The organism is Shewanella livingstonensis (assembly GCF_003855395.1).
GTDB lineage: Bacteria > Pseudomonadota > Gammaproteobacteria > Enterobacterales > Shewanellaceae > Shewanella > Shewanella livingstonensis.
This window is the reverse complement of record NZ_CP034015.1, coordinates 2047552-2062170: the sequence shown is the minus strand read 5'-3', so window position 1 is coordinate 2062170 and position 14619 is coordinate 2047552. Positions and strand designations below refer to the sequence as shown.

The 14619-nt window shown below is 42.7% G+C and carries 7 protein-coding genes; 1 reads left to right on the top strand and 6 read right to left on the bottom strand.

The annotated features are described in order from the left end of the window. Positions 1-37: 37 nt before the first annotated feature. Positions 38-1444 carry a Na+/H+ antiporter NhaC gene (nhaC, locus tag EGC82_RS08860; RefSeq protein ID WP_208646940.1) on the bottom strand — a complete coding sequence of 469 codons (1407 nt, stop codon included), beginning with the start codon at positions 1442-1444 and terminating at the stop codon, positions 38-40. Between the two features lie 368 nt (positions 1445-1812). Between nhaC and EGC82_RS08855 the strand changes: the two genes are divergently transcribed. Next, the gene (locus EGC82_RS08855; protein ID WP_124730433.1) at positions 1813-2961 is read left to right on the top strand and encodes an ADP-ribosylglycohydrolase family protein; all 1149 of its coding nucleotides are present in this window, start codon (positions 1813-1815) and stop codon (positions 2959-2961) included. Here the strand turns inward: EGC82_RS08855 and ovoA are convergent. From ovoA to sbcD, 5 genes are all read right to left on the bottom strand, one after another. Then, the gene (gene ovoA, locus EGC82_RS08850; protein WP_208646939.1) at positions 2933-5095 is read right to left on the bottom strand and encodes a 5-histidylcysteine sulfoxide synthase; all 2163 of its coding nucleotides are present in this window, start codon (positions 5093-5095) and stop codon (positions 2933-2935) included. The two genes, EGC82_RS08855 and ovoA, sit on opposite strands and share 29 nt — an antisense overlap. A gap of 127 nt (positions 5096-5222) precedes the next feature. Then, positions 5223-6347 carry a MalY/PatB family protein gene (locus tag EGC82_RS08845; RefSeq protein ID WP_124730432.1) on the bottom strand — a complete coding sequence of 375 codons (1125 nt, stop codon included), beginning with the start codon at positions 6345-6347 and terminating at the stop codon, positions 5223-5225. A gap of 1606 nt (positions 6348-7953) precedes the next feature. Then, entirely contained in the window at positions 7954-9240 is a 1287-nt protein-coding gene (locus EGC82_RS08835; protein WP_124730431.1) for a peptidoglycan DD-metalloendopeptidase family protein, read from the bottom strand. 311 nt (positions 9241-9551) lie between these two features. Beyond that, positions 9552-13250: an AAA family ATPase gene (locus EGC82_RS08830; protein WP_124730430.1), complete on the bottom strand. Its 3699-nt coding sequence runs from the start codon at positions 13248-13250 to the stop codon at positions 9552-9554. Next, a complete protein-coding gene (gene sbcD / locus EGC82_RS08825; RefSeq protein WP_124730429.1) occupies positions 13247-14590 on the bottom strand; it encodes an exonuclease subunit SbcD in 1344 nt (447 codons plus the stop codon). Before sbcD ends, EGC82_RS08830 begins: the two co-directional genes overlap by 4 nt. Positions 14591-14619: the final 29 nt, after the last annotated feature.

The following is a 14619-nucleotide window of genomic DNA, read 5'->3' as shown; positions in this document are numbered from 1 at the left end:
CTAAAAGCCCGATAGATTAATATGAGATGAATATACTTTATGCCACATCAGGTTTCGGTTTGAGAAGACCAATGCCGACAGCGGCCATTGCCACTGCAATAATGGCATTGAGGTAGTTGAAAAATGCATAAGGCGCGTAATCAAGCACGTCCACCCCTAGCGTTGCAGTATAAAATGCACCGGCCGTGGTCCACGGAATAAGGCCTGTGGTCATCGTAGCTCCTTCTTCCACTGAGCGCGAAAGAATGGCAGGCTCTAAATTTTGTTGTTCATATTTAGGCTTAAACAATTGGCAACTTAGAATAATAGAAATATAGGCTTCGCCCATGGCAATGTTACCTAAAAAGCCCGACATAATCGTCGTGGCAATAAGGGTAGCGGTGCGTTGCACTCTTTTTATGATGCCCGCTAATAGTGCGGTGAGAAATCCTGCCCCGTGCAAAATGCCGCCTAGCGCGATAGCCATTAACGCCAGCAATAAGGTCCAGCTCATGCTGCTAATACCACCGCGACCCAGCAAAGCATCTACATTGGCGATACCCGTTGATTCGGGCGTATTTTCCCACAGGGCATTAAGCACGGTGATTGCACTCTCTCCTTGATAAAAAATGGCGATAAACACGGCAAGTATAATGCTGCATGACATCGTCACTTCTGCAGGCACTTTTCTAATGCTCAATACCGCGAGTAAAATCAGGGGTAATAATGTAATCAGTGGCGTAAGGCTGTAAGTGTTGGCAAGTGCAGTTTGAATTGAAGTGACTTCTGTTAAATCAAGATTTTGCTCACCATAGTTAAATCCGATCACTAAAAATATGATGAATGTAAGGATAAAAGTAGGCGTTGTGGTGAACAGCATAGAGTAAATATGTCGATAAATATTGGTGCCAGCACTCATCGCGGCGAGGTTTGTGGTATCTGAAATCGGTGACATTTTATCCCCGAAGGTTGCACCGCAAACAATCATACCGGCAACTAAAGGTAGCGGGATATTCATCGCTGAGCCTATGCCCATAAAAACCACGCCTAACGTGCCAACGGTACCCCAAGATGTTCCGGTTGCAACCGACATCAAGGCGCACAGTAATAAACCAACAGCCAAAAACAAACTTGGACTCAACCAGCTAAGGCCATAATAAATCAGCGTAGCGATGGTGCCACTGTGCATAAAACTGGCAATCACCATGCCGATCAATATAAAGATATAGATGGCAGGCATCGCTTTGCTCAACGCATTAGTCATTAACTCACGTATGTGTATATAGTCATAGCCAAGACTAAAAGCGTTAAGCCCTACCCATAAAAGACACAAAAACATCAGTATGTGCAGGCTGATCCCTAGACCAAAAAGCCCTCCTGCAATGGTGATGATAATCACGCTAAAACAGATAAGAGACTGCAAAAAACTAGGGCTACGGAGTAAGTTAGGAGTGATAACTGGCATTGGCACACATTATGATAACAATTGGGATAAAGCTGAGTATATCAGTACAAATAATTGGGTAAACTATAAACCAACAAGTTATCAAAATTTATACAGTTCATCTTTAATAAGCGTTGGTTTAGCGGCTTAAAACTGGCTAAAAAAACTGTTGCGCTTGTCTAAGTGAATATATTGGTTGCGAAGTAAATTTAGTCTATCACCTTAAAAAACATCTAATCTTGTTTAAATTACGTATCCAGTATGAACACAAACGTTTTTAATCAATCTTATCATGGTAAAAAATTACCCATTCATTATCGATTTTAAGCTATTTTTTGGTAGGTAATGTATTTGCGAGTGTTTTTAGGCCATGTGAGTGAGGCATTACTATGAATCCCCCCCCTTCTCAGAAACTTCGCGTAACCTGGGCACTAAAAACAAGTTTTATTGCTGATGCTTTAGCCATGCCAGTCCATTGGTATTATCAGCCAATGGAAATAGAGCGTGCTTTTACTGGTGGTATTCAACGCTTTGAAGCTGCACCTGAGTTTCACCCTTCATCGATTATGTCGCTGCACTCCAAACAAAAAGGAGGGCGACAATCGGCTAATAGTTTGTCTAAAGGGCATTCGTCTAAGGGACATTTAGCTCACGTTCAGGCGCCGCAAGTAATTGGCGATATTATTTTAAAAGATAAAGCGCAGTTTTGGGACACACCGAATGTGCATTATCATCAAGGCATGCAGGCGGGTGAAAACACCCTAAACGCCCATTGCGCTAGAGTCTTGATGCGCACCCTTGCAAGCTCGTCACAAGCCTATGACCGACAAGCATTTGTTAATGCCTACATTGACTTTATGACGAAGTCCCCCGCTGCTCATCCTGATACTTATGCAGAATCTTACCATCGAGGATTTTTTGCTAATTTGGCGCAGGGTCGCGCGCCTGAAAATTGTGCCATGATAACGCACGACACCGCATCTATCGGTGCATTGGTAACCATAGCGCCTTTGGTTTTTTCAGAACGGCTTAAGGGCATAAGCGAAGCTGATATAAAGATTGCCTGCCGAGCGCATTTGGCCTTAACCCATCCAGATGAATCCTTAATGCGGGTGTGTGATAGCTATGTGCAACTGTTGTGTGCTCTGATGGAAGGACCTGATGAAGTCAGCACTAAAGCACTTTTACTTGAAGCAAGTATAGGCTTAACGAGTACGAATTTAGCCGGTCTGTTAAAACGTAATGTGCCCGACAGTCAGGTTATCGGCCAGGTGTTTTCAAGGGCGTGTTATATTTCAGATTCCTGGCCTATCGTCTTGTATCTGGCTTGTAAATACCAAGATGATCCTTGGCAAGCACTACGAGTGAATACCAATTTAGGCGGTGACAATGTACATCGCAGCATCGTGCTGGGAACCTTACTTGGATTGCAAAGCGATACTGTGGCCACCAGCTGGTTTGAACAACTGGTAGACCACAAAGAGATTGCTGTGGAAATTGAGGCGCTTATCAGCGTGGCAAACGCTGCCAAATCGTAAGTTCTGACAAGGTATGCTGAAACTTGTGTTGAGTTTCACGGATCACAAACGGGACTTTTCGCGGTTCACCCACTAACGTAAAGTGGCTTGATAGTTGATCTTTCAAGCCATCTAATGTGCTGTAGTTTTCGCCATCTTTTTTGAACCCCCCTATCCACTCTTCCTTGGGTGTATGCTCCTCTAACCACGTATAAGGCGATGCAATAACAAGCAAGCCGCCATCATTGATCCGCTGCGCGATATCCGCTAAAAAACGGCTAGGCTGATAAAGCCTATCAATCAAATTAGCGGCGAGAACCAAATCATAAGCCGTAAATTGAGGTTTAAGGTTACAGGCATCACCTTGATGAAATGCTACACGGTTTGCATATGCGTCTAAACCAAGTTCTTGCAGGGTACGAGTATGATAACTGACCAACTCACCTTCCTCAGCCCGGGCGTAACGCACTGCGCCTTGTTGCGCCATTTTAGCCGCAAGGTTAGTAAAGTTTGCTGAAAAATCAACACCGTCTACGTCATCAAACTGACGGGCCAACTCAAAACTAGCTCGACCACACGCACAGCCTAAATCAAGTGCTTTAGCGGTAGGTTTACCCTTCATTGCTGCTAGTGCAATATCGGCTAAAGCTTTAGGAAAGTTCTCTACGCCATACCAGGTGTCACCAAAGTGAAACTCTGCATATTCTGACAACAACTGATCACTTTCGTAGTAAGCCTTAGGCGATGTTGCCTCAACATTAGAGGCAATATAGCGAAACCCTGCATGCTGAAAGAAGTGACGCCTAAACGCATAACGTGCACTAAGTCGTGTTTCGTTACCACTTGAAATCCATGAACCGCCTTTGATTAAATTGTGTTTGCCATCAAACGTCGGCGTGGTGAAATCATCATAAAGTGGGTGTACTTTAAAATCATCAAAAGGATATATCGGCGTTTCGGTCCATTGCCACACGTTACCGACCACATCAAACCAATCGCCGTGTTGATGGCGCGTTACCGGGCAACATGATGCAAAATGGTCAAGATGCAAGTTAGCATCGGCCTTGCTATCACCTAATTCTTCAACGCCAGCTTGTGAGCACAGACGATGCCATTCATCTTCAGTTGGCATGCGGATCTGTTGCCCTGTCGCTACGGTTTTCCATTCACAAAATGCTTTTGCTTCATGATAGTTAACTTCAGCAGGCCAATCCCAAGCCATATCAATTTCTTCGGTCATCAGGCGTAAACGCCAGCCATTGTGCCAACGCCAAAAAGTCGGGTGTTTCGCCTCAGTAAACTGCCGCCAAGCAAGGCCTTCATCGCTCCAAAAACTATTTTGCTCATAACCCCCGGCCTCAACAAACTCGAGGAACTCTTGGTTACTGACTAAATATTGGCTGGCTTTAAATTCGGCGACCTCAGCCTGATGTTGGCCATATTCGTTGTCCCAGCCATAAACGTCACTGTCAAAAGATTTGCCGAGATTAACCGAGCCAGCAGCCACGCTTATCAGTGTGTTTTTGGGTGCCTGGCCAGTCTCTTTGCAAGCGTGCCATTGAGGCAATGACTGCACTTTAGCCAGTTCATGTTGGCGAATGAGTACCGACGATGTTTCAAGATGAATACGCTCGTGCTCAATTCCCATCACGATAGGCCACCAGGTATTTTCCCAATCAATGGGTAGCACTAGGTCTAAGCTATCAATTAATCTTAATACTGTGGCACGCACTTTTGCACGGTAGTCTTTTACCGCAGCAACACTGGGCCAGTCATAACTGTCTTCAGACAGATCATCCCAGCTCATTTCATCAACGCCCACCGCAAAAATTGACTCCATGTTAGGATTAATCCGATCGGGTATCAGTTTTGCCAATAGTAGCTTGTTGATAAAAAAAGTGGCCGTATGCCCAAGATAGAAAATAAGTGGGTGGCGTAAGGGGATAGGTTTTTGATAAAAGCCGCTATCGTCGCGCAAACAATCAAACAGTTGCGAGTAGGTGTCGAAGGTGTTGGTGAAATAAAGCGCTATTTCTTGGCGCTTATCATCTACGGTGCCACTGCTGAGTTTAGGGGTTCTGCGCAACACTTCAGAATCAACGAAGCTTACGGACTGTTTAGCCATTTCTTGAGCATTGTGTATAGGTGATGTCATCGTCAAACACGTTCCTTTAATTTTTATTCTATAGTCATACGATTAAATACTGGATAAAGCCTTAATCTTTTACTTTATATTGAAATTTTTTGCCCAGAAACTCAGATTTAATTGGTGGTTATACGGCTCAACCTCGGAGTTTCTCAATCGCTTCGACTAAATAATCTCGTGAGCAACCAAAATTCAAGCGAAAGCAGTCTTTATAACCAAAATCTCTGCCCGCTGATGGGCCAACACCTTTGGCTTCACACCAGGCTTGCGTATCAGCAACTTGCAAACCGCTGGCATCAACCCACAGTAAAAAGGTCGCTGCGGGTGAAATAGCTTTTAACCCTTCGATTTTGTTAATTTCAGTCACTAAATAATCGCGGTTGGCGATTAAATAAGTCACTTGTTGCTGATGCCAGTCATCGCAATGTCTAAAGGCTGCATTTGTGGCGGTAAGACCAGTAACGGTTACCGAGGACAATCTGCCACGAGCGGCATGGTTAAAAGCGGCTCTTAATTGTTGGTTTGGAATAATAGCGAAAGAGGTACCTAATCCAGCAATATTAAAGGTTTTACTCGCAGCCATTAATGTGACTGAATGCTCCGCCAACTCTGGGTGGGCACTGGCGGGTAAATGCGGCACGTCGTCTAAAATGAGATCGCAATGTATTTCATCCGAACACACCATGACGCCATGTTTTCTGCATATTGCTGCAATGGTATCTAATTCGTCCTGGTTTAAAACTGAACCAAGCGGATTCATTGGATTACACATAATAAATAAGCTGGCTTTAGGATCTGCGGCCGCCGCTTCTAAGGCATTAAAATCGAGTGTCCAGCGCCCTTCCACTTCTATTGAGCCAATACACGTCCGATTAAGATTATTGATTGCCGGTGCCGCCAATATCGGAGGATAATTGGGTGTTTGCACAATAATCGTATCACCTGCTTGGCAATATGCTGCAATAGCCACATTGAATGCGGGTACCACGCCCGGAGTCCAGACTAGCCAACTAGGATCAATCTTCCAGTTATACCGACGTTGACACCACGCTACAACGGCCTCACAGGCATCGGTATCGTGGGCCGGTAAAGTATAGCCAAATAGGCCGTCATCAATGCGCTGATGTAAAGCAGATAAAATAGGCTCAGCACAGCGAAACTCAGTATCCGCAATCCACATAGGCAATATATCTGTACCTTTGTATTTTTCCCATTTCTGGGCTTTCGACGATGTGCGATCGGGTTTATCACTGAAATTCATTGCGGGTCCTTCGATTGTTAATTTAGCCGTTTGTGTAACACAGCCAATGTAGTCTGTTCCTGACAGCTTTGGTTTAGGTTAAAACACAAATCAGCATAACCCAAGAACTTGTCTGGAATATTATATGCTTTGTTTGTCTGGGGCCGTTCATAAAAGAGTATCACTAATAGTCATGCCTTTATTCAAATTTCAAAGTCTGTACCAGTCGATCAGACATTAATACCCAGAACCTATGCTACTTAAAATCAAATAGAACGCTTATCTGCTGCAATCTGGTAAGCCCTTATAACCGAAAAATGAAATAAGGCGTTATTTGTGCTGGCCACTCAATCATGTTCGACCGTTTTTTATCTTATGCAACATGTTTTTATCTTATGCAACATGTTTTTATCTTATGCAACATGCCACGCTTGCATGATTTTTTGCATTCTCGTCAGTTGCATTAGCGGCAAAAGCATGGGACCCAAAACCGGAGAAAAAGCCGTTAGTAAGCAATACAAGCATGAAATGCTGGCTGATATTAGAGAATCGATTACAGAGTTTGAGTGTTATAAGGATGCTATATTCAAGCATCCATAAAGTTAAACATGCTAGCTTACACAGTGAGTTCGAGAGCAATACACTTTTTATGGATGACAATTATATTTGAAGATAATGTTAATGCGACTTTTCTGGTTAATCCTGAACTCAGATAATAGAAATACATTAATCATAGCCCCTGTGTCAGAATAGTTATTTGCTCTATTAATCTTCTTCAAATAGCTCTATCGAATATAAATATGTAAGTGCGTATATGAATGATATAACAAAGCCATTTAAAAATATATTGTCAACTACAGGCCAAAAAAATGCGATATAAACTCCAGATGTTAAGCCGAATGTAACAACTACTTTTAATAAATTTGATGTAACGATGAATTTTTTGTTGCAGTTTTCGCATTTATTATAAAGATTCGAAATACTAATACTTTTTCCACAGTAAGGACATTTTTTAAACTTCACAATAACTCCGAAATCTTAACTGATTGATAGTGATTTATATATAAATAAAGTTAAAACTAACACGACCCATTGCAGAGGCGTTAGTTATTATAAATTAAAAAAAACAAGAGGTTGTGAATGTTATCCTAACTCTCAATTCAAGTCTTTGATACAGAATACGCCACAATTAAAACAGATGCCACCACGGCCTAGAGCCTGCACCAGAAGCACCTTAGCTATTGCGGAGCGGCTAGGCTAATTATTTTGTAAAAAATAAACAGGGAATTAGCCGTTGGTTTTTTGTTGGTCTGGTGTGAGCGAAACACCAAGACGTTTGTGGCTGCAGGCCATAAAGAATAGAACAGTAAAGCCGATTATCATCTATCATCTATCATCTATCATCTATCATCTATCATCTATCATCTATCATCTATCATCTATCATCTATCATCTATCATCTATCATCTATCATCTATCATCTATCATCTATCATCTATCATCTATCATCTATCATCAGGATAATCGAAAAGCTGAAATACAAACACAACAGAAATAACCGCAAGCCATAAAAAAATGCAGCCAATTGGCTGCATTTAGTCATACTATCAAACTAAACTCTGGATAATTAACCTAAATCCATCATCATGCTTCGGCTACGAACCAATGCTTGAAACGCTTGTAGTTGTTTTTTAGGTAAGACTTTAGCTTCGGCAATGCTCGCTTTCATCGCATCAACCGGACGACCATTTACAATGAACTCATAATGTAAGTGAGGACCTGTTGAAGCACCAGTATTACCTGACAATCCAATCGGTTGACCACGAGTGACTCGCTGGCCTCGTTTAACTAAAAACTTCGATAAATGCAGGTAGCGTGTGCTGACCTTATTGTCGTGTTGAATCACAATATAGTTGCCCGCATAAGGATGTTTAGTCACCATAGTAACGATGCCATCTCCCGGTGCTACAACTTGCGTACCAATAGGTGTGGCAAAATCAGTGCCGTTATGTGGGCGAATACGACCAGTAATGGGGTGTTTACGGTTAGGGTTAAAGCGCGAACTTAAACGAACTTTTCTATTAAGCGGAATACGTTGAAAAGCTGGAGTTAAACTTTGACCTTCAATGTCGTAATAATTGCCATCGACATTTTGAAATGCGGTAATGTCGCGACGGCCGGTATTAATGCGAATGCCTTCAATCGATGTTGTGCCTGTTGGCTCACCTTCAACAAATTGATCGTTAACTAAAACCGAAAAAGTATCACCTGCGCGCAACTCACGAGAAAAATTTAATTTCGTTTTTAACAGCGTTTCAACTTTTTGAATTTCAGCGGCACTTAAACCAGCATTTTTAGCTGAGACATAAAAAGAACCGTTGATTTCACCGCCTACAATACGGTTCTGCCAAATGCCATCGATATTAATGTCATTGACTGCGAACGTTCCGTCTTTAAAACGACTAAACACCACTTGATGAGCAGGGCTAAAGTACAGTTCTAGCTTATCGAGCTCGCCATTAGCGTTGTCCCAAAATTGGATTCGGTTACCCGGTAATAGGGTATCTAAGGCTAAGACTTCTAAATCAGCCTCAAGCACTTTATACATAGTTCGCTGGTCAATACCGGCTAACTCAAATAAATGACTTAAGGTATCACCACTTTCAATGACACGATCTAATATAGGTGATATGGGCTTAACAAGCTTTAATGTATTGTCTTGTTGAGCAATGTGTGGCAATAGTGAATCAATATCAATAGCCACTGGAATTCGTTGTGATGAAAACTCTTGTTGCGTTGGCCATAATAAAGCAGCACCGACAACAAACACACTCGCTAGCAAGACTTTCTTGTGCAAGTTTGGCAAGTTCAATTGACTTGCGACTGGCCGCTGGAAGCCCATAATTTTACTCATTAGCAATTTCTAATCCACCCTAAAAGATGACGCTTTATATTTATTGTTTTTCTTTTACTGCAAACTGTTATTGCCATACGGAGGATAAAGTTAATTAACTCTATGCCTTTAGGCCATTTTCATAACCAATATGACCTAATATTTGATACTACGCCGTCCGCTTAAAACAGCTTAAAACACGGACTTTTGCACTCAAATTGCATTTCAACGCTCTTTTATATCAAAAAAAAATCATATTACAAATATAAAATGTTATTTAATTAATATTTAATTTGATCTCAATTGCAGTAATCATAGTAGTTAGAGGTAAATCAAGACCCACTAACTGCAAATTCACTTTGTAATTTGCTAATGCCAAGGCCATTCATTTTATTCACTTTAATCTGCACATCTATCCGCTCTTTCATGGCTTCAATATGACTAATTACGCCAATCATTTTGCCCGATGCATTTAAATTATCTAACGCATCTAACGCGGTATCGAGTGTTTGACTATCCAAGGTACCAAAGCCCTCATCTAAAAACAGTGAGTCAATGCTCGTTTTATGACTAACAAGATCAGATAGTGCTAGCGCAAGGGCTAGGCTTACTAAAAAGCTCTCGCCACCAGATAAGGTACGAGTATCCCGCACTGCGTCACCTTGCCAAGTGTCGAGCACTTGCAGTTCTAGTGCATCAGACTCTTTGCGTTCTAATAAGTAACGACCTTGGAGGCGTTCAAGCTGCCGATTAGCCAATGCCACTAAATGGTCTAAAGTGAGTCCTTGGGCAAATTTACGAAACTTATCACCTTTTTGTGAGCCTATTAACGAATGTAAGTAGGCTATATCATCATAATCTTGCTGCATTTGCGTTTGTTCGGCTAACAGTTGCTGCTGCCCTTCTCGCTTGCTGGCATCTTGCTCTAACTCGAGGTTTAAGCGCCACACTATTTGCTTGTTTTGCTGATGCTTAGCTTCTGTCGTTTGATGCTGCTGCAATATGTCACTGTGCTGTGCAACATCGTATCCTTGTTGCTGGCCAAACTGAGTAAGTTCCGTTTGGCGCGCTAATGCTTGTTCCGCTATGGCGTTAGCTTTAACGATATCGTTATCAATTTGCTGCTTTAATTGCTGTAGTACAAGCCTCTGTTGTGGCGTTAATAACGCTTGCTCAAACCCTTGTTGGTCGCTAAATGGACTGGCTTGCAATGCAGTTTGCCATTGTGCTTGTAATTGCTGTAGTTCTTGTTTGGTTTCAGTCGCTTGAGCCATGGCAGATTGTTGTTGTACTTGCATCCCCGCAAGTAACTTGTCTGCGTCTTGTAATTGTTGTTGCACCAACAAATACGCTTGCTGAGCCAGCACTAAATTGTGTTGGCTCAGTTGTTTTTCATCATCAATCACTTTATCTGCAAACAGGTCATGCCGTTGGGCTTGTACAATATTGAGCTGCCCTTGCGCTTTATCGACTTGCTCGTTGATTAACGCGCATTGGTGACCCAAGTCTGCTAGCTGATGCTGGTTGGCGGTGATTTTTTCATTGGTAATACTCAATTGCTGTTGATTATCGACAGCCTGCTGTTGCGCCTGAGTCCACAACTCAAGCTGCTCTTGTCGCTGCGCTAACCAGACCACAGCATGTTCAATTGCCGGTGGAGTTAATCCTGTGGTAGTAATTTGTGTTTCAAGTACATCGATTAACTGATTATGCTGCTCTGTAACGGTCTCTGTTTGCTGCTGCTGACTGACTAACCCCTGCTGTAAGTTCGCAAGTTGTTGTTGTTGTAACTCTTGTTGGTTAATCAGTTTTGCTACAGCCTGCTCCGCTTGGACAAATAACTGTTGTTGTTGATGTAGATTTTTTTGGCTTTGACTCAGCAGGCTTATGAGTGTTGATAATTGCTGCTGCTGAGCTTCAGCTTGAGCAATATAATCGGTTAAGCCATGTTGTTGCTGTAAGTCCAATGGCAGATCAATAACCAAAGCTTGAGTCTGCTGTTGCCACTGTTGCTGTGTTGTGTGCAGATCAGTTTCAGCCTGGCTTAGCTGCTTAAGTGAGTTGTTGAGATTCACTTGCAACACAGTTTGCTGATTTTTAAGCAGTTCACCTTGTTGTTTAATCGCATCAAGTTCAGCTTGTAACTGGTGTGCTCGCTGCTCTGTCGCAGACACATTGAGTGCTTCGTAACGTTCTACTAATGGATGCTCGGTTGAACCGCACAAAGCACAAGGCTCTCCGGCTTTGAGTTTAGCGCGCTCTAAGGTTAAATTAGCAATTTGCTGCTCTTGTTGCAAAATCGTTTGGACATCTTTAACCTGCTGGTTTTTATCACTCCAGTTGGCTCTCACCGCGCTAAGTGACTGTGCTAGTGCCTGTAACTCAATCTCAAATTGCGCCGATTCACTGGTTAACTGCTGACATTGCTGTTGTTGGCGGCTGTATAGGCTAAATAATTGGTTTAATTGATAGCGCCCTGCTTGTTGGTCGAGCAACTTTTTATATTCAGCATTTATCTGTAACTCATCTTGGCCGGCCAATAATACCGTTACCGCGTGTTCACTCTCAGTTTGCTGGCTTGTCGCCTGCGTTAATGCCGCTTGAGCTTGTGTGATTTGCGGTGTTAGCAGAGTTAATCCAGCTTGGGTTTGCTTAATATTTTGTTGCTGTTGAGTAATGAGATTATGATTTTGGTTGAGCTGCTGGTTGAGTTGTATCGCCTGATGATATTGGGTTTGCCAAGCAGCAAACTTTTTAGCCACATCTTGGCCTTGCGGCAAATCATCGAGCTGTTGCTGGATTTGTTGTTTAGCGGAACTTAAGCTTTGTTGTTGGCTCAATAACTGCTGTTGTTGATCTGTCGCTTTTTGTTGCTGTTGCTCAGTTTGTTGTTGGGTTAATTTGACTTGAGCTAATTGATAGCTCAACTGGTGTATATGTTGATCTAACGGTAGCACTTGCTGGTCAATTAGCTTGAGTAGTGTGTTATGCGCTTGGTTAGTTTGCTCAACATGTTGCTGACTTTGGCTTTGTTGATGCAGCTGAGTTTGCAGTGCAATTTCTGCCTGGCTGGCTTGCTGACTTAGCTGACTAACCTGCGCGGTTAGCATTTGATTTTTTTGCTGAGCTTTTTGTTGTTGTTCAAATAAAGGCTGTATCTGCTGCGCGGGTTCACTGTGCTCTAGCTGGATTAATTCATCACTATGTTGCTGCTGGCGAGATAATGCATGCTGCTGCTCGTCACTGGCCTTAGCGAATAACTGTTGTGCTTGTTGGCTGTTATCTGCCCAGGTAATAAATTGGCTTAGTTGTGCTAGCTGTTGCTGATCATGCGTCAAACTTAGATGAAGTTGCTCAATCTGTTGCTGCTGACATTCGCGTTGCTGATCATCAAGGAGTTCAACACTGCCAAGTTTTGCCTCGAGCAGTTTTAAATTTGTTTTGGCTTCACTAAAGTGTTGATGAACCCGCTCTGAAATCAATCCATAAATTTCGGTGCCAGTGAGCTCTTCTAATAATTCAGCGCGGTCATTAGCATCAGCATTCAAGAATGCAGCAAACTGCCCTTGAGACAACATCATCGATTTAGTAAAACGAGCAAAATCAAGTCCGGTAATATCTTCAATCAACTCGGTTTTACGTTTAATCTGCGTGGCAAGGATTTTACCGTCACTCAGTTGTGCCAATTCCACCTGTGCATCTTGCAAGTTACCATCGGCTTTATCACGTGAGCGGCGCTGGCTCCAAAAGGCACGATAGGCCACACCTTTGACTTCAAATTCGACTTCGGCTAAACACTCAGCGGTGCCGCGGGTCATTAACTCATTAGTGGTTTTAGAGATATTACTTAATCGCGGTGTGCGGTGATAAAGCGCGAGGCAAATCGCATCGAGTATGGTGGTTTTACCGGAACCTGTAGGACCAGTAATAGCAAATAAACCATTTTCGGCAAAAGGAGATTGAGTAAAATCGATTTTCCACTCATTTTTAAGCGAGTTAATGTTTTTAAAGCGAAGGCTTAAAATTTTCATGACTGTTCACCGTCTATAGTATTTTTTGTCACCACCGCGGCTTGAACCTGATGAGAGCGATTCTCCTGTAACACATGACTCGCAGCTGTTTCTTGAGAATTCCTCTCAGACTCTACCTCTGCAACCACTTGACTGAAGCGCTGCCTGATTCGGCCTAGCTGTGTCTGCTGCAGCTCATTATCAAAAACTTCTTGGGCTAAACGACGCGCAAACACCTCATCAACACTGAGTTCAGATAACGTTTCATTATCGAGCTGTTTAATGTGTTGTTGACGTTGGCTTCGGGCACGTTTTAACTGTAATACCTCAACCGCTTTGCCTTGAGTCATATCGGCAATACGAGATTGCAAATCAGATAAATAGTCTTGCTGTGAGACTTCAATGCTTAACCAAGTTGTTGTGGTGGTCTCTGTTTGCAAAGCAAACGCACTTATTTGTTGTTCAATCGTGTCTAAGTCGCCTTTTAGCACTTGCATTGACTGAAAAACTGGCACGATTAACGGCATAACCTGACTGAGTGTTGCGTCACTAAACTCAACCAAAAATACCGATTTATTTGGCGTATTGTCGTTTGATAGTTCATCAAAACTTAATGCTATGGGTGAGCCGCTATAACGAATATGGGCAGATTTCGCCACTACTTGCGGCCGATGAATATGGCCTAGGGCAATGTAATCTGCGGCAGGGAAAAGCGCCGCATTAAAAGCATCTAAACTGCCAATGTAAATATCACGCACCGATTCTGAAGTGCTTGCTCCTACCGTGGTTAAATGGCCCGTCGCAATAATAGGTACCGGCTTTGCAAGAGTACTATTAACAAGCTTTGCTTGTTCAAAACAGCGCTGATACAGCTCGCTAATAGCATCGCCTAACTTGCGTTGTTTATCGATGGAAGATTCACCCGATTCACTTAATACGACATCTCGTGGGCGTAAAAAAGGTAACGCACATAAAATAGCCCCTACTTCACCCAGGCGGTTATTAAGCGTAAAAACATGCTCTTCAACACGTTCGAGTGCACCAGGGATAACCACCGTATTAAGGCAAGCCAATAGATTTTTAGATTCATTTAACGTTGATACAGAATCGTGATTACCACCCAACAAAATCAGCTGGCAACCAGTTTGTTGAATTTGAACAATAAATTGATTATATAACGCGCGAGCATAACTCGGCGGAGTACCGGTATCAAAAATATCGCCTGCGACAATAAGCGCATCTACTTGATGAAGGTGTATTTGTTCAAGTAACCATGCCATAAACGCTTGGTGTTCGGCTGCGCGGCTTTTGCCATAAAAATATTGGCCAAGATGCCAATCTGAGGTGTGAATAATGCGCATAACATCCCTTCTCAATAAAAACTAACATC

What these genes read in the sequence shown, in the direction of transcription:
- nhaC (WP_208646940.1), bottom strand. Translation starts at nt 1,444, where the DNA reads ATGCCAGTTATCACTCCTAACTTACTCCGTAGCCCTAGTTTTTTGCAG.
- EGC82_RS08855 (WP_124730433.1), top strand. Translation starts at nt 1,813, where the DNA reads ATGAATCCCCCCCCTTCTCAGAAACTTCGCGTAACCTGGGCACTAAAA.
- ovoA (WP_208646939.1), bottom strand. Translation starts at nt 5,095, where the DNA reads ATGACATCACCTATACACAATGCTCAAGAAATGGCTAAACAGTCCGTA.
- EGC82_RS08845 (WP_124730432.1), bottom strand. Translation starts at nt 6,347, where the DNA reads ATGAATTTCAGTGATAAACCCGATCGCACATCGTCGAAAGCCCAGAAA.
- EGC82_RS08835 (WP_124730431.1), bottom strand. Translation starts at nt 9,240, where the DNA reads ATGAGTAAAATTATGGGCTTCCAGCGGCCAGTCGCAAGTCAATTGAAC.
- EGC82_RS08830 (WP_124730430.1), bottom strand. Translation starts at nt 13,250, where the DNA reads ATGAAAATTTTAAGCCTTCGCTTTAAAAACATTAACTCGCTTAAAAAT.
- sbcD (WP_124730429.1), bottom strand. Translation starts at nt 14,590, where the DNA reads ATGCGCATTATTCACACCTCAGATTGGCATCTTGGCCAATATTTTTAT.